The following is a 15,744-nucleotide window of genomic DNA, read 5'->3' as shown; positions in this document are numbered from 1 at the left end:
ACCTTAATGGGCACCTAGAAAGGAAACAGCGGGCTAAGGAAGAAACGGTCGAACCAGCCCGGCTGGCTCGCATCGGCAAACGCGCCGGTGCCGGAGTACGTGATGCGCGCATCGGCGATGCGGGTCGACGGCACGGTGTTGTCGGTGGAGATATCATCTGCACGCACCATGCCAGCAATGCGCACCAGCTCGTCGCCGGTGTTGAGGGTCATCCACTTTTCACCACGTATCGCAATGATGCCGTTGGGCAATACATCGGCCACGGTCACAGTGATCGAACCGGTCAGGCTGTTGCCCTGCCCTGCCGCGCTCTTGCCATTGGTGGCACGGTCGCCGCTGTAACCGGCGCTCAAGCTCAGGTCGCCATCGCCCAACGGATTATTGACGTTGGGCACCGCACCGAACAGCGAGGTGAGGCCGATGCCGGCCTTGCTGGTTTTGCCCACCTGGGAGTTGGCGTTCTTGCTGGCCTGGGTGCGCTCGTTCAGGGTGATGGTAATGATGTCACCGACCCGGAACGCCTTGCGATCGCTGTACAGGTTCTGCTCGAAACCGGCCTGGTAAATCGAGCCATTGTTGGCGGCCGCCGGCAATGGCGTGCGCGGCAACACCGGCGCGTAGTACGGGTCATTGGGTTTCGGCGACGGCGCGACACACCCCGCCAGCACGCTGATCCCACTCAATGCCAAGACACAAACAAAGCGATTCATGACCCTAACCTCACGGTGTTGCAGACGCGCTCGCAAGCGCCCCATAGACTTGATTACAGATTCTGCGTGACGAACGAAAGCATCTTGTCGGCGGTGGAAATCACCTTGGAGTTCATCTCGTAGGCGCGTTGAGTGGTGATCATGTTGACCATCTCCTCAACCGTGCTGACGTTGGAAGTTTCCAGGGTGCTTTGCAGGGTGGTGCCGAAACCGTTGAGGCCTGGAGTGCCGATTTGCGGCGCGCCGCTGGAGGCGGTTTCCAGGAACAGGTTGCCGCCCATCGCCTGCAGGCCGGCCGGGTTGATGAAGTCGGCGGTCTGCAGGTTGCCGATCACTTGCGACGCCGGGTTGCCGGCGACGGTGATCGACACGGTGCCGTCGTTACCGACGGTGAAGGTCTGCGCATTCGCAGGCACCACAATCGCAGGTTCCAGGGCAAAACCATTGGCGGTGACGACCTGACCGTTGGCGTCCAGGTGGAATGTGCCGTCACGGGTGTAGGAAGTCGTGCCATCCGGTTGCAGGATCTGGAAGAACCCCTTGCCGTTGATCGCCATGTCCAGGGGTTGCCCGGTTTGCTGCAAGTTACCGGCGGTGAAGTTTTTCTGGGTGCCGACGATCTGCACACCGGTACCCAGCTGCAGGCCCGACGGCAGTTCGCTGTCCTGGGTCGACTGGGCGCCCGGCTGCTTCTTGATCTGGTAGAGCAAGTCCTGGAACTCGGCGCGATCACGTTTGAAGCCCGTGGTCGACACGTTCGCCAGGTTGTTGGAAATGGTGGTCAGGTTGGTGTCCTGGGCGGACAAACCGGTTTTGGCAACCCATAGAGCCGGAAGCATGCTGTTCTCCTTCGTGCGCCTGATCGTTGGCGCCGTGCTGCGAAATTAGTGGGTGACTTAGCTCATCTGCATGACGCGAGTCATGGCCTGATCGTCTTCCTTGGCGCTGTTCATCATCTTGATGTGCAGCTCGAACTGTTTGGAAAGCGCCAGCACCGCGGTCATTTCCTCCACCGCGTTGACGTTGCTCGCCTGCAGGAAACCCGAGTTCAGCGTGACCCGCGCATCGGCCTGGGCAGGCTGGCCATCCTTGGTGTGGATGGTGCCGTCCAGCCCCTTGGTCATGTTCTTGAGGTCCGGCTGGACCAGCTTGATGCGGTCCACTTCGGCCATCACCCGCGGGCCTTCGCCCATGGCGCGGATGCTGATGGTGCCGTCGGTGCCCACTTCGATTTTCTGCTGGGGCGGCACGGCAATCGGGCCGCCGTTGCCCATGATCGGCATGCCGTTGGCGGCGCGCAGCACGCCCAGCGCGTCCACATTCATGCTGGCGCTGCGCACGTAGGCTTCGCCGCCATCCGGGGTTTGCACGGCCATCCAGCCGTCGCCGCTGACGGCCACATCGAGGTCACGGCCGGTTTCGATCATGGCGCCCGGCGAGAAGTCAGTGCCTGGCCGCTCGGTCAGGGCAAACGCACGCGCCGGAAAGCTGTCACCGAACACCGGCATCGAACGCGCCTGCTCCAGGTCGCGCTGGAAGCCGTTGGTGGAAATGTTCGCCAGATTGTTGGCATGGGCCTTCTGCGCCAGAGCATTCTGGCTGGCGCCGGTCATTGCCACGTAAAGGTATTTGTCCACGCTCTATCCTCTTTCTGACGGACGCTTGCCGCCCACCGCTGTACTGATGAGGCTTAAGCAATTTGCGGTCCAACTTTTTGGAATGGACGCAAGTGCAGGTGGGGCGGGGGTTTGGAGGGAGTTGAGGTGGGCGGATGGACGGGGGATAGTCGAAAAAACGGCGGACTACTGCCGCGGGCGGCAAGTATCGGTCTTGAAACTGACGCGGGTTGGGTTTTTGGGGGCTGCCTGGGTTTTTGTGTGCAGATCCGTTATTTGGGTAACGGGGCGCCCAAGATCAAAAGCAGGATCAAAAGCCAGAGCAAGGCAGATCTAAAGCAGTCTGATACCTTCAGAAAAATGGAGATCCAAATGTGGGAGGGGGCTTGCTCCCGATGGCTGAGTGTCAGTCAGCTTATGGGTAGCTGACCCCCTGCTATCGGGAGCAAGCCCCCTGCCACATTTTGAACAGCGTCAGGCAGGAAAACCCCTGTCGGCTCTAAGGCTGCCGCGCTTTTGCTTTTGATCTGGAAGCGCCCCGTCAACCATGTGTCCGGACTATAAAGTTCCTCCCAGAAGTGAGCCGCTGTAAAAGCGGTGTACCCACCCCCGGACGCACTCAAGCACCCTTCACCACCCCATAATCGCGCAACTTATTCGCAATAGTCGTATGCGAAACCCCCAACCGCTTCCCCAACTGCCGACTGCTGGAATGCTCCACATACAACGCCTCCAACACCGCCTTCTCAAACCGCCCGACAATCGCCTCCAACCCGCCTTCCAGCGAAAAGTCTCCCAGCGGCTGACGCACCCCGTAATCCGGCAGTCGAATATGCTCCACCTTGACCACCCCGCCCTCACACAACGAAACCGCCTGAAACAACACATTCTCCAGTTGCCGCACATTCCCCGGCCAATGGTAATGAGCAAGCCGGTCCATGGCCGCCGGTGCCAGTGTTGGCAGCGGGCAGCCGATCTGCCGGCTGGCCTGGTCGAGAAAGTGCTCCACCAACGGCGCCAGGCCATCCAGGCACTCGCGCAACGGCGGGATATGCAACGACAACACATTCAGCCGGTGATACAAATCCTGACGAAACTCTCCCCGCGCGCAGAGTTCGGACAAATCCACCTGGGTCGCGCAAATCACCCGCACATCCAGGTACACCTCTTCATCGCTGCCCACTCGACGAAAGCAACCGTCCTGCAGAAACCGCAGCAATTTCACCTGCAACCGCGCGCTCATTTCCCCCACGCCATCAAGAAACAGGGTCCCGCCCGCCGTCAGTTCCAGCAGCCCGAGCTTGCCCTCGGCGCGGGCCCCTTCAAATGCGCCGGGGCCGTAGCCGAACAGTTCGGTCTCGGCCATCGACTCCGGCAACCCCGCGCAGTTGAGCGCCATCAACGGCGATTGCCCACGCGGGCTGGCCAGGTGGCAGGCGCGGGCCAGCAGTTCCTTGCCGGTGCCGGTTTCGCCTTCTATTAATAGCGGCGCATCCAACGGCGCCATCCGCCGCGCCTCGCGGACCACCGCGGCCATGACCCGCGAGCTCTGGAAAATGCTGTCGAAGCCGCGCAACTCCTGCTTGCGCACGTTGTAGATGCGCTCGCCGACACGGTCGGCACGGTGCAGGGTCAGTACGGCGCCCGCCATGGCTTCGCTGTCGTCGTGCTCGGACGATTGCAACGGCGCGATATCGGCCAGGAACACATCACCCTTGACCTTGACCCGTAAGCCGTTGATGCGCGACTTGCTGGCGCGCACCAGTTCCGGCAAGTCGAAATCCTCGGCGTAGCGCGACAGCGGAATTCCCGGCACCTCGTCCACCCGCACCCCGAGCAACTGCGCGGCCGAGCGGTTGGCGGCAACGATGGAGCCGCCCATATCGATCGACAGCACCGGAAACTCCAGGGCGCCCAGCAAGGCGTTGAGTTCCATGTGCCGGCGCTCGCTGGGCATCAGCCCTACCCGTTTTACGCCGAACACCCCGCCAATTGCCTCGAACTTCGGGCGCAAGGCCTGGAACTGCATGTTCACCAGGTTTGGGCAGTACAGGTAAATGGCGTTGCCATGCTCACCGCCGACCTCGCCTTTGGCGACGTTGACGCCGTACTCCACCAGCAGGTTGAGAATGTCCCGCAGGATGCCGATGCGGTTCTGGCAATGCACTTTGATACGCATGAAGAGACCCGAAGAGTGGGAAGACGCTGCGTGTTTTTGTCGCTGAGCGCAGATTATCGTCAAGATTATGTTACAGCCAGTGTCCTTTTCCCAGCCCAATGCCGTGACGAGCGCAGATCCGTAACGAATTCTTTACGAACGGTAGTGAGTTTTCCTGCAACTGACTCTGGAAACCGGATGGAATCCTGCCCGGCAGGGCGTATCAATACCGGTATCGCAGGACATAACAATAATGAACGCCTAGCAGGAGAGCCGTATGAAGCAGACGCAATACGTGGCCCGCGAGCCCGATGCGCAAGGTTTTATCCATTACTCGCCGGAAGAACACGCGGTGTGGAATACCCTGATCACGCGCCAACTGAAGGTGATCGAGGGTCGCGCCTGCCAGGAATACCTGGACGGTATCGACAAGCTGGCACTGCCACTGGACCGCATCCCGCAACTGGACGAAATCAATCAAGTGCTGGCCGACACCACCGGCTGGCAAGTGGCTCGCGTTCCGGCGCTGATCCCCTTCCAGACCTTTTTCGAGCTGCTCGCCAGCAAGCAGTTTCCGGTGGCGACGTTTATTCGCACCCGCGAGGAACTGGACTATCTGCAAGAGCCGGATATCTTTCACGAGATCTTCGGCCACTGCCCGCTGCTGACCAACCCCTGGTTCGCTGAATTCACCCACACCTACGGCAAGCTCGGCCTGGCGGCCACCAAGGAGCAACGGGTGTACCTGGCGCGGCTGTACTGGATGACCATCGAGTTCGGCCTGGTGGACACCCCCGCCGGCCTGCGCATCTACGGTGGCGGCATTCTGTCGTCGCCCAGGGAGACGGTGTACAGCCTGTCAGCGCAGCCCGAACATCAAGCCTTCGACCCACTGGAAGCCATGCGCACGCCGTACCGCATCGACATCCTGCAACCGCTGTATTTCGTCCTGCCCGAGCTCAAGCGCCTGTTCGACGTGGCGCAGGAAGACATCATGGGCATGGTCGAGCGCGGCATGCAGCTGGGTCTGCACGCGCCCAAGTTTCCCCCCAAGCCCAAGGCTGCCTGAACCGTGTATTTTGACGCCAGGTGAGTCTGTTCCCTGGCCGCGCGTTGCTTTAGGGTGACGCCACTGACCTTCACCTTTCGAATTCAGGACATCTCCATGACCACGTTGAACCAAGCCCACTGTGAAGCCTGCCGCGCCGACGCCCCGCAAGTCAGCGATGAAGAGTTGCCGGTACTGCTCAAGCAGATCCCTGACTGGAACATCGAAGTGCGCGACGGCGTGATGCAGCTGGAAAAGGTATTCCTGTTCAAGAACTTCAAGTTCGCCCTGGCTTTCACCAACGCTGTGGGTGAGATCGCCGAAGCCGAGGGCCATCACCCTGGCCTGCTCACTGAATGGGGCAAGGTCACCGTGACCTGGTGGAGCCACTCGATCAAGGGCCTGCACCGCAACGACTTCATCATGGCCGCGCGCACCGACGAAGTGGCCACCGGCGCCGAGGGCCGCAAGTGATGCATTTCGATGCCATTGGCCGCGTGCCCGGCGACCCGATCCTGGGCCTGATGGAGCTGTACGCCGAGGACGCCAGCCCGCACAAGTTCGACCTCGGCGTGGGCGTGTACAAGGACGATCAGGGCCTGACGCCGATTCTTCATGCGGTGAAACTCGCCGAGCAGCGCCTGGTGGACACGCAGACCACCAAGACCTACATCGGCGGCCACGGCAATGCGGCCTTCGGCACCCTGCTCTGCGAACTGGTACTGGGCGCCGATTCAGCGGTGCTCGGCGAACGTCGTGCCGGCGCCACCCAAACCCCGGGCGGCACCGGTGCCCTGCGCCTGAGCGCCGACTTCATCGCCCAGAGTTTGCCCGGCCGTGGTGTCTGGCTGAGCGACCCGACCTGGCCGATCCACGAAAGCATCTTCGCCAGGGCCGGGCTCAAGGTCAGCCACTACCCCTACGTGGGGGCTGACAATCGCCTGGACGTAGCGGCAATGCTGGCGACGCTGACCACGGTGCCGGAGGGCGACGTGGTGCTGCTGCACGCCTGCTGCCACAACCCGACCGGCTTCGACCTGTCCCAGGATGACTGGCGCCAGGTGCTGCAGATTGTGCGCGAGCGCCGGTTGCTGCCGCTGATCGACTTCGCCTACCAGGGCTTTGGCGATGGGCTGGAACAGGACGCCTGGGCCGTGCGCTTGTTTGCCGCCGAGTTGCCCGAAGTGCTCGTGACCAGCTCGTGCTCGAAGAACTTCGGCCTCTACAGCGACCGCGTGGGCGCGCTGATTGTGTGTGCGGCCGATGCCGAGAAACTGACGGATGTGCGCAGCCAATTGGCCAATACCGCGCGCAACCTGTGGTCGACGCCGCCGGATCATGGCGCTGCAGTGGTCGCAACCATCCTCGGCGACCTTGAACTGCGCGCCCTGTGGAGCGGCGAGGTCGAAGCCATGCGCGCGCGCATCGCCCAATTGCGTGCCGGGCTGGTGGACGCCCTGGTCCCCCACGGGTTGGCTGAGCGGTTTGCGCACATCGGGACGCAGCGCGGAATGTTTTCCTACACCGGCCTGAGTGCCGAGCAGGTCAAACAACTGCGTGAGAAACACAGCGTGTACATGGTGAGTTCGGGACGGGCCAACGTCGCAGGGATTGATGCAACACGCCTGAACAGGCTGGCCCAGGCCATCGCCGACGTGTCACCCAACTGAAGGAGGGAGGGGCTTGCTCCCTCCCACACCTTCAGCCTGCGACCATTTCGGCCTTGAGCTGCGCTTCTTTCGCCTGCGCATCCGCCAGGCGATACAACTCGATCTGCCCATCCCAGTGCTCGATCAGCGCGGTGCAGGACTCAACCCAGTCCCCGCAGTTGAGGTAGTCCACCTCGCCCACCTTGCGAATCTCCGCATGGTGAATATGCCCGCACACCACTCCGTGCAGCTCGCGCTTGGTCACTTCGTGGGCGATGGCTTCTTCGAAATCGCTGATAAAACTCACGGCGGTCTTCACCTTGTGCTTCAAATACGCCGACAGCGACCAATAGCCATAGCCATAGCGCGCCCGCCAATGGTTGAGCCAGCGGTTCAAGGTGAGGGTAAATTCGTAGGCCGAGTCGCCCAGAAACGCCAGCCAGCGGTGATAGCGGGTGATCACGTCAAACTGGTCGCCGTGAATCACCAGCAGGTGACGACCATCGGCGGTGACGTGCACCGCTTCGTCCACCAGCTGGATATTGCCGAGGATCAGCTTGGAATAGCGGCGCAAAAATTCGTCATGGTTACCGGTGACATAAATCACCTCGGTACCGCGCTTGGCCATGGTCAGCAGACGGCGGATCACGTTGGTGTGAGCCTGGGGCCAATACATGCCGCCGCGCATTTTCCAGCCATCGATGATGTCGCCCACCAGGTACACCTTGTCGGCGTGGTAGCCCTTGAGAAATTGCGACAGGTGTTCAGCCTGGCAATCCCGGGTGCCCAGGTGCACGTCGGAAATCCACAGGGTACGCACCCTTTGCTTGCGGCTGGGCTTGATGGACTCTGCACTGGTCATGGGCTTGCCTCGGCGGTGTTTTCGCGAGCTTGCGCCCTGGCGATTAATAGCCCATGACAACGGTGCGTCAGTCTGATGACAGCGAACTGGCTGCGATCATCCCGACGCAGTGTGCGTTGTAGGAATAGTCATGCGATAAAAATCGCGAGGCGGACGACAGACGCCGACCTGCGCAACCCACTAGACTGCGCCTCTGTCACCTCGTTGGTTCAAGGATCGCAATGACTCCCCGCTCAGCCCTCGGCGCCCTGCATATCGGCGCACTGATGTTTGGCCTCACCGGCGTATTCGGCAAACTGGCGGCCGCCTCACCCGCCATTATCGTGTTTGGTCGCGCCGCGTTTGCCGTGCTGGCCCTGGCGGTATTTGCCCGGTTCGCCAGCAATGCTCCCTGGAAGCCACTGCAGATGCGCGACTGGCGCCGACTGGTGGTCAGCGGCGTACTGCTGGCGGCGCACTGGGTAACGTTCTTTATTGCGGTCAAAGTGGCCGGTGTGGCGGTTGCCACGCTGGGGTTCACTGCGTTCCCGGCGTTTACCGTGATCCTTGAAGGGCTGATTTTTCGCGAACGCATCCGTGCCAATGAAGTGTTGCTGGTGGCGCTGGTCACGGTCGGCCTGGTGCTGGTGACGCCGGACTTCAATCTTGCCAGCGAAGCCACCGGCGGCCTGTTGTGGGGGATTGTCTCGGGGTTGCTGTTCTCGTTGCTGTCGCTGAACAACCGTGCCGGCTCCGGGCGAATTCCGGCGGTGCAGGCGGCGTTGTGCCAGAACGTGGTGGTCGCGGTATGCCTGTTGCCCGTGGCGGCACCGGGGCTGGCGCAGGTGCGTGCGATTGACTGGCTGTGGATCGGCCTGCTCGGGGTGTTCTGCACGGGCCTGGCCCATAGCCTGTTTGTTGCCAGCCTGGCAGTGATCAAGGCACGCACTGCGTCGGTGGTGTTCGCCATGGAGCCGGTCTATGGCATTACCGTGGCCTGGCTGCTGTTCGCCGAGACCCCGACCCTGCGCATGCTGCTGGGCGGCGCGCTGATCATCGTCGCCATTGTGCTGTCCGGCCTGATGGGCAGCGCCGCTCAGGCAAAACAGCCGGCTGGGGCAAGCTGACGCCTAAGCGGTGCGGTCGTTGTGGCCCAGATCACGTTGCGGGTCGATCTGGTCACGTACCCGTTGCTTGAGCACCTTGGCCTCGGGGAAGCCGCCGTCGGCCTTGCGCTCCCACAGTTGCACGCCGTCGCAGGTAATCCGAAATACGCCGCCGGTCGCAGGCTCCAGCGCGACCCGGGCCAGATCCTCGGCAAAGGTGCTTAACAGCTCCTGCGCCAGCCACGCCGCGCGGAGCAGCCATTGGCACTGGGTGCAGTAGGTGATGACGATCTCGGGTTTGTTCGCGGACATAATTTGACAGGCTCCTGGCGTAACGGCCTCAGCGGATCGAGTGGCTATAATACCGGCCATTATCGCCCAGCCTTGAGATTCATGATGCGCCGCCTGTTGTCCTGCCTGTTCCTGTGCCTGTTTCCCCTTCTTGCCGATGCCGTTGAACCGCCACGCCCGAAAATCGGCCTGGTGCTGTCCGGCGGCGCCGCGCGTGGCCTGGCCCACATTGGCGTGCTCAAAGCGCTGGAGGAGCAAGGCATCCACATCGATGCCATCGCCGGCACCAGCATGGGCGCGGTGATCGGCGGGCTGTACGCATCGGGCTACAAGATCGACGAACTGGAAAAACTCGCGCTGAGCATCGACTGGCAGCAAGCCCTGTCCGATGCACCACCACGCGAAGACGTACCGTTTCGCCGCAAGCAGGATGACCGGGATTTTCTGGTCAAGCAGAAACTCAGCTTCCGCGACGACGGCAGCCTCGGCCTGCCGCTGGGCGTGATCCAGGGCCAGAACCTCGCGCTGCTGCTGGAGAGCATGTTCGCCCACAGCAGCAACACGCGTAATTTCGACAAACTGCCTATCCCGTTTCGGGCGGTGGCCACCGACATCACCACGGGCGAAAAAGTGGTGTTCAGCAAAGGCCACCTGCCCCAGGTGATTCGCGCCAGCATGTCGATCCCTGCCGTGTTCGCCCCGGTGGAACTGGACGGCCGATTGCTGGTGGACGGTGGCATGACCGATAACATTCCCGTGGATGTGGCGCGTGAGATGGGCGTCGACATTGCTATCGTGGTCGACATCGGCACCCCGCTACGCTCGCGCAAGCAACTGGCTACGGTGGTAGATGTACTCAACCAGTCCATCACCCTGATGACCCGGCGCAACTCCGAAGAACAGCTCAAGGCCCTGCATCCCAAGGACGTGCTGATCCAGCCGCCACTGAGTGCCTACGGCGTCACCGATTTCGGCCGCGCCAGGGACATGATCGACGCCGGCTACCGCGCCACCCGCGCCCTCGACCAGCGCCTGGCCCACCTGCGTCCCGCCGAACAGATCGATGCCGAGCTGGTAGCCGCGCGAGCCCCTGGCGAGCGCACACCCCTGATTACTGCCATCAACGTGGAGAACGACTCGAAAGTCAGCGACGACGTAATCCGCTACTACATCCGCCAACCCCTGGGCGAGCCCCTCAACCTGGGCCGCCTGCAATCGGACATGGGCACCCTGTATGGCCTGGATTACTTCGAACAGGTGCAATACCGCGTGGTGAAAAAAGGCCGCGACAACACCCTGGTGATCAGCGCACGGGGCAAGCGCAGCGGTACCGACTACCTGCGGCTGGGCCTGAACCTGTCGGACGACATGCGCGGCGACAGTGCCTTCAACCTGGGCGCCAGTTACCGCGTCAACGGCATCAACCGCCTCGGTGCCGAATGGCTGACGCGTGTGCAGATCGGTGATCGGCAGGAGTTGTACAGCGAGTTCTACCAACCGATGGACGCCGGCTCGCGTTACTTCGTTGCGCCCTATCTAACCGCCAGGGCGCAAAACGTCGAACTGGTGCTGGACAACGACCCGATCGCCGAATACCGCGTGGAGCGCTATGGGTTTGGCCTGAATATCGGGCGGCAGATCGGCAACAGCGGCGAGATTCGCTTCGGCGTCGGTGAAGCGTGGGGCAAGGCGGACGTGCGCATCGGCGAACGCGACCTGCCGAGTGCGAGCTTCAGCGAAGGCTTCTACGAACTCAAATATTCCTTCGATTCCCTGGACAATGTGTACTTCCCCCACACGGGCGAAGATATCGCCCTGGCTTTCCGCGAATTCGAACCGGGACTGGGCTCCGACCAGCGCTACCGGCAATGGGAGTTCAAGTTGGACAAGGCGATGAGCCATGGCCCGGACACGCTGGTGCTGGGGGGCCGTTATGGGCGCACGCTGGACAACTCGGAGGTGGTGGTTTCCAGCTTTCTGCTGGGCGGCGCGCGGCAGTTGTCGGGGTTTCGTCAGGATGCGATTTCCGGGCAGAACATCAGCCTGATGCGAGCGGTTTACTATCGCCGACTGACGCCGCGGTCGTACTTGCCGCTGGATTTCCCGCTGTACCTGGGGGCTTCTCTGGAGCGGGGTCGGGCGTGGAACAATGATAATGAGTTCGACAGCGGGTATATCAATGCTGCGAGTGTGTTTTTGGGGTTTGATACGCCGCTGGGGCCGTTGAATTTCAGTTATGGGTTTAATGATGAACGGCAGAAGGCGGTTTATTTGAATTTGGGGCAGACGTTTTAAGGGGGGTGTTCTTGGGCGGGGTATATATCCGTTATTTAGGTAATGGCGGCTATTGGTTCCGCCCTTACGGCGGGTCAGTTTGGAAAAGAGCCGGAATGCCAGCCCAGCCCAAAGTAACCAAAGCAGTGTGATATCCATAAGACAAATGGAGATCCAAATGTGGGAGAGGGCTTGCTCCCGATAGCAGTGGGTCAGCTACACATAAGCTGACTGACCCACCCTCATCGGGAGCAAGCCCCCCCACATTTTACGGCGTACGGCAGACAATTCCCGTCGGTTCTAAGGCTGCCGCGCTTTTGCTTTTGATCTGAAGCGCCCCGTCAAACACGCTGGCCGAACGCAGGCGAGGTGCCGAGTGTTGGAGCGAAGCGTTTTGGGTTAGTTTTTGTGCTCTTCAAAAAGTGACCCGCTGTAAGAGCGGAACCGCCAGGAGCCATTACCCAAATAACGGATCACTTAATCAAGACTTCTCCAAATTTTGCAAAATATGCCCATGCACCCGCATGCACACCTTCAAATCCGCCTCATCCACACCCACAAACAACTCATGGCGCAAAGCAGTCGCAATCGTCTCAATCTGATCAATCAACGGCCGAGCCGTATCACACAACAAAATCCGCTTGGCACGCCGATCCTCCACCACAGCCTGGCGCTGCACCAACCCCTGGCCTTCGAGGCTGTCGAGCAACCGCGCAAGGGTCGGCCCTTCAACACCTACGCTCTGCGCCAGCTCCCGCTGAGTCGGGGCATCTTCGAAACGCGCCAGGTGCAGCAGCACCAGCCAACGCGCCTGGGATAAGCCCAGCCCCGCAAGGCGGCGGTCCAGCTCGGCGCGCCAACCTCGGGACATTTGCGCCAGTTGCATGCCAAATCGGTGTTGATCGGTTAACGGCATAAAAAACTCGTGTTTTAGACTGAAAATAAAGTTTGGCTAATTATTAGTCAGCTAAGCATGAGCCATGCCCATAGGCAATAGTGGCTATGTACTGATTCGTTACATTGTCGCAATTGGCCCATTAAATCTCGAATTCAGACTGCAACGCCGCACGTACACAGTACAGGACGCCTTCCGGCACACGTCCGGTGAACAGCGGTGCGATCTCCGCAACGGGTGGCAGTTCGCCCTCTCCGTCAAGGAAGGCATCCTGAATTTCGCCGAGCAGATCCTCCGGTAAATCAAGGGCCTGCTCAAGTGACAATTGCTGCTTGCCAATGGATTCAGCGAGCAAGGTGTAGACGTTTTTTTCCGAGCATTGCAGTTGGCCAGCGATCTGGATCGGCGTCATGCCGGCTCGCGCCAGGCTGATCAGTTCGTGGCGGATATCGGCGACTTCCTTCGGCGCTTCGGCTTGCCCGCCCAGTACTTCGAGGAAGGCCTGGCCGTAGCGCTCCAGCTTGCGCGCGCCCACGCCGCTGACCCTGGCCATCTCCGCCATGGTGGTGGGCTGCTCGCGCAGCATCTCCAGCAAGGTGGAGTCGGGGAAGATGACGTAAGGCGGCACGCTGTGTTCCTGCGCCAGTTTGCGGCGCAGGGTGCGCAAGGCTTCCCACTGTTCGCGTTCTTCGCCACGCACCAACTGACTGGCCTGGCTGGTGCTGCTGCTTTTGGCAGTGGTCTGCGGCTTGAGGTCGCGGCGCAGCTCCAGGGTTACCTCGCCCTTGAGCAGCGGCCGGCAACTGTCGTTAAGGCGCAGGCCGCCGTAACCTTCGATGTCGATGTCCACCAGGTTGCGCGCGACCATCTGCCGGAACAACGAACGCCATTCGCCCTCGGCGCGGGCCTTGCCGACGCCGTAGACCGAGAGCTTTTCGTGGCCGAAGCTGCGCACTTTCTCGTTGTCCTTGCCCAGCAAGACATCCACCAAATGCCCCACGCCGTAGCGCTGGCCGGTGCGGTAGATGGTCGACAATGCCTGACGCGCCGGCTCGGTGGCGTCCCAGGTCTGCACGCCATCGGTGCAGTTGTCGCAATGGCCACAGGGCTCGGGCATGTCTTCGTCAAAGTAGGCGAGCAAGGTCTGGCGGCGGCAACGGGTTTCTTCGCACAGCGACAGCATGGCGTCGAGCTTGTGCTGCTCCAGGCGCTTGTGACGCTCGTCGCCTTCGGAGTTCTGCAACATCTGCTTGAGCATCACCACGTCCTGCAGGCCATAGACCATCCAGGCATCCGCCGGCAGGCCATCGCGGCCGGCGCGGCCGGTTTCCTGGTAGTAAGCCTCGAGGGATTTGGGCAGGTCCATGTGGGCGACGAAGCGCACGTTGGATTTGTCGATGCCCATGCCGAACGCAATGGTTGCCACCATGATCAGGCCTTCCTCGTTGAGGAAGCGCTTCTGGTGGGCCGAGCGCGTCTCATTGGGCAGGCCCGCGTGGTACGGCAGTGCCGGGTAGCCCTGCTCGCAGAGGAACGCCGCCACTTCATCAACCTTTTTACGCGACAGGCAGTAAACAATACCGGCATCGCTGCGCCGCTCGGACAGGAACGCCAGCAACTGCTTGCGCGGCTGCTCCTTGGGCACGATGCGGTAGAAGATATTCGGTCGGTCAAAACTCGACAGGAAACGCTCGGCGTTCTGCAGATGCAGGCGCTCGACGATTTCCTCACGGGTACGCTTGTCGGCGGTGGCGGTCAGGGCGATACGCGGCACATCGGGGAACAGCTCGGCCAACTGGCCCAACTGCAAATATTCGCGACGAAAATCATGCCCCCACTGCGACACGCAGTGGGCTTCGTCGATGGCGAACAGGGCGATTTCCAGGCTCTGCAGAAACGCCAGCATGCGCGGCTGCACCAGGCGCTCGGGGGCCAGATAAAGCATTTTCACTTCGCCGCGCTTGATGCGTGCGGCCAGGTCGCGCTGCTGCTCGGCGCTGAGGGTGGAGTTCAGCGAGGCCGCCGCGACGCCGAGTTCTTCCAGGGTAGCCACCTGATCGTCCATCAACGCGATCAACGGCGAAACCACCACCGCCAGGCCATTGCGCAGCAAGGCTGGCACCTGGAAGCACAAGGATTTGCCACCCCCGGTGGGCATCAATACCAGGGCATCACCACCGTTGGCCACGCGCTCAATGATCGCACCCTGGCGGCCACGAAAACTGTCGTAGCCGAAGATGTCCTTGAGGACGCGTTGAGCCTGCTCGAGCATGTAAAACTCCAAAATGGTGCCGAAATCCCTCTGTACAGGCTGGCCGAAAAACTGCGCGGGCACGGAAAATAATCCGTAAGCGAAGTTTTCCCGGAGCGCCGCCCGGCCTGCATGGGGCATCACAAAACGCGGCAGTATACCCGAGCGTCATCCGGCAAAGGGCGCGACTGACGAATAGACCTCTCTCGCTAAAACCTGGCAAATATGCAGTGCGGCTGGCCTGGGCGCTCAAGAAAGCCTAGAATTCAGCATCGTTTATTCCCAAGGTAGTCCTTCAATGTCCTTCGCTGAGCAACTAACCCGCCTGCAAGCCTTCCTCGACGCCGATGAGCTGCATGACGAGGCGCTGGACTACGTGGCCGCCCACGGCTACCTGACCGCCCTGTCGATTTGCGCCGACGTCGTCCCCGACCGTGAATGGATCGACGCGCTGTTCGCTGAAGAGCCTCACTACACCGACGACGCCCACCGCGAAGAAATCGAATCCACCCTGGTGGCCCTCAAGGCTCACATCGGTCGCCAACTGGCCTCCGACGAGGAATTCGAGCTGCCGTGCGAGCTGGACCTGGGCGAAGATCCGGATGACTCCGACCTGCGCGGCTGGTGCATCGGTTTCATGGAAGGCGTGTTCCTGCGTGAAGCCGCCTGGTTCGAATCTGCCGAAGAAGAAGTCAGCGAGATGCTGCTGCCAATCATGGTCGGTTCGGGCCTGTTCGAGGAGGAAGCTGAATTCTCCGACATCGCCGCCGACGCCAATCTGATGGACGACATGATCGTACAGATCCCGGAAGCCCTCACCGCGCTGTACCTGCTGTGCAACGCGCCTGACGAAAAGCCGGCGATTCTCAAGCCTCGCCACCACTGAGTGGTTTGCCCGTGACACG

14 protein-coding genes are annotated in these 15,744 nt (G+C 61.3%); 6 read left to right on the top strand and 8 right to left on the bottom strand.

Features of this window, described 5'->3' with window-relative positions; translation table 11 throughout:
* Positions 1-14: 14 nt before the first annotated feature.
* The 4 genes from flgH to LUB09_RS02865 form a co-directional block, all read right to left on the bottom strand.
* Positions 15-710: a flagellar basal body L-ring protein FlgH gene (gene flgH, locus LUB09_RS02880; RefSeq protein ID WP_057008190.1), complete on the bottom strand. Its 696-nt coding sequence runs from the start codon at positions 708-710 to the stop codon at positions 15-17.
* Positions 711-763: 53 nt separating this feature from the next.
* Positions 764-1,549 (bottom strand): flagellar basal-body rod protein FlgG, encoded by a 786-nt coding sequence (flgG, locus tag LUB09_RS02875; RefSeq protein WP_003230929.1) that lies wholly within the window; start codon positions 1,547-1,549, stop codon positions 764-766.
* A 57-nt stretch (positions 1,550-1,606) separates the two neighbouring features.
* Entirely contained in the window at positions 1,607-2,347 is a 741-nt protein-coding gene (locus tag LUB09_RS02870; protein ID WP_209983495.1) for a flagellar basal body rod protein FlgF, read from the bottom strand.
* Between the two features lie 598 nt (positions 2,348-2,945).
* Complete coding sequence (locus tag LUB09_RS02865; protein ID WP_231421574.1) at positions 2,946-4,505, bottom strand: sigma-54-dependent transcriptional regulator; 1,560 nt, start codon at positions 4,503-4,505, stop codon at positions 2,946-2,948.
* Positions 4,506-4,761: 256 nt separating this feature from the next.
* Here LUB09_RS02865 and phhA point away from each other — a divergent pair, with 256 nt between their 5' ends.
* The 3 genes from phhA to LUB09_RS02850 all read left to right on the top strand — a co-directional run bounded on the left by phhA (position 4,762) and on the right by LUB09_RS02850 (position 7,202).
* Entirely contained in the window at positions 4,762-5,553 is a 792-nt protein-coding gene (phhA, locus tag LUB09_RS02860; RefSeq protein ID WP_209983499.1) for a phenylalanine 4-monooxygenase, read from the top strand.
* 96 nt (positions 5,554-5,649) lie between these two features.
* Positions 5,650-6,006: a 4a-hydroxytetrahydrobiopterin dehydratase gene (locus LUB09_RS02855; protein ID WP_003238764.1), complete on the top strand. Its 357-nt coding sequence runs from the start codon at positions 5,650-5,652 to the stop codon at positions 6,004-6,006.
* Positions 6,006-7,202 carry an amino acid aminotransferase gene (locus tag LUB09_RS02850; RefSeq protein WP_442964089.1) on the top strand — a complete coding sequence of 399 codons (1,197 nt, stop codon included), beginning with the start codon at positions 6,006-6,008 and terminating at the stop codon, positions 7,200-7,202. Before LUB09_RS02855 ends, LUB09_RS02850 begins: the two co-directional genes overlap by 1 nt.
* A gap of 31 nt (positions 7,203-7,233) precedes the next feature.
* Here LUB09_RS02850 and LUB09_RS02845 read toward each other — a convergent pair whose 3' ends face one another.
* The gene (locus LUB09_RS02845; RefSeq protein WP_057010361.1) at positions 7,234-8,043 is read right to left on the bottom strand and encodes a UDP-2,3-diacylglucosamine diphosphatase; all 810 of its coding nucleotides are present in this window, start codon (positions 8,041-8,043) and stop codon (positions 7,234-7,236) included.
* A 221-nt stretch (positions 8,044-8,264) separates the two neighbouring features.
* On the opposite strand from LUB09_RS02845, the gene LUB09_RS02840 reads away from it, so the two are divergent.
* On the top strand, positions 8,265-9,149 hold the full coding sequence (locus tag LUB09_RS02840) for a DMT family transporter (protein ID WP_209983505.1): 885 nt from the start codon (positions 8,265-8,267) through the stop codon (positions 9,147-9,149).
* Positions 9,150-9,152: 3 nt separating this feature from the next.
* On the opposite strand, the gene LUB09_RS02835 is transcribed toward LUB09_RS02840, so the two are convergent.
* Positions 9,153-9,440 (bottom strand): SelT/SelW/SelH family protein, encoded by a 288-nt coding sequence (locus tag LUB09_RS02835; protein ID WP_209983508.1) that lies wholly within the window; start codon positions 9,438-9,440, stop codon positions 9,153-9,155.
* A gap of 84 nt (positions 9,441-9,524) precedes the next feature.
* On the opposite strand from LUB09_RS02835, the gene LUB09_RS02830 reads away from it, so the two are divergent.
* Entirely contained in the window at positions 9,525-11,714 is a 2,190-nt protein-coding gene (locus LUB09_RS02830) for a patatin-like phospholipase family protein (RefSeq protein ID WP_231421634.1), read from the top strand.
* Between the two features lie 460 nt (positions 11,715-12,174).
* Here LUB09_RS02830 and LUB09_RS02825 read toward each other — a convergent pair whose 3' ends face one another.
* Both LUB09_RS02825 and recQ read right to left on the bottom strand, forming a co-directional pair.
* On the bottom strand, positions 12,175-12,609 hold the full coding sequence (locus LUB09_RS02825; protein ID WP_057010357.1) for a MarR family transcriptional regulator: 435 nt from the start codon (positions 12,607-12,609) through the stop codon (positions 12,175-12,177).
* A gap of 121 nt (positions 12,610-12,730) precedes the next feature.
* Complete coding sequence (gene recQ, locus LUB09_RS02820; RefSeq protein ID WP_209983510.1) at positions 12,731-14,860, bottom strand: DNA helicase RecQ; 2,130 nt, start codon at positions 14,858-14,860, stop codon at positions 12,731-12,733.
* Between the two features lie 277 nt (positions 14,861-15,137).
* On the opposite strand from recQ, the gene LUB09_RS02815 reads away from it, so the two are divergent.
* Positions 15,138-15,725: a UPF0149 family protein gene (locus LUB09_RS02815; RefSeq protein WP_231421572.1), complete on the top strand. Its 588-nt coding sequence runs from the start codon at positions 15,138-15,140 to the stop codon at positions 15,723-15,725.
* The last annotated feature ends 19 nt before the right edge of the window (positions 15,726-15,744 follow it).

The organism is Pseudomonas sp. Leaf59, from assembly GCF_920984685.1.
GTDB lineage: Bacteria > Pseudomonadota > Gammaproteobacteria > Pseudomonadales > Pseudomonadaceae > Aquipseudomonas.
The sequence above is the reverse complement of the archived record's forward strand: the minus strand, read 5'-3'. Positions and strand labels throughout refer to the sequence as shown.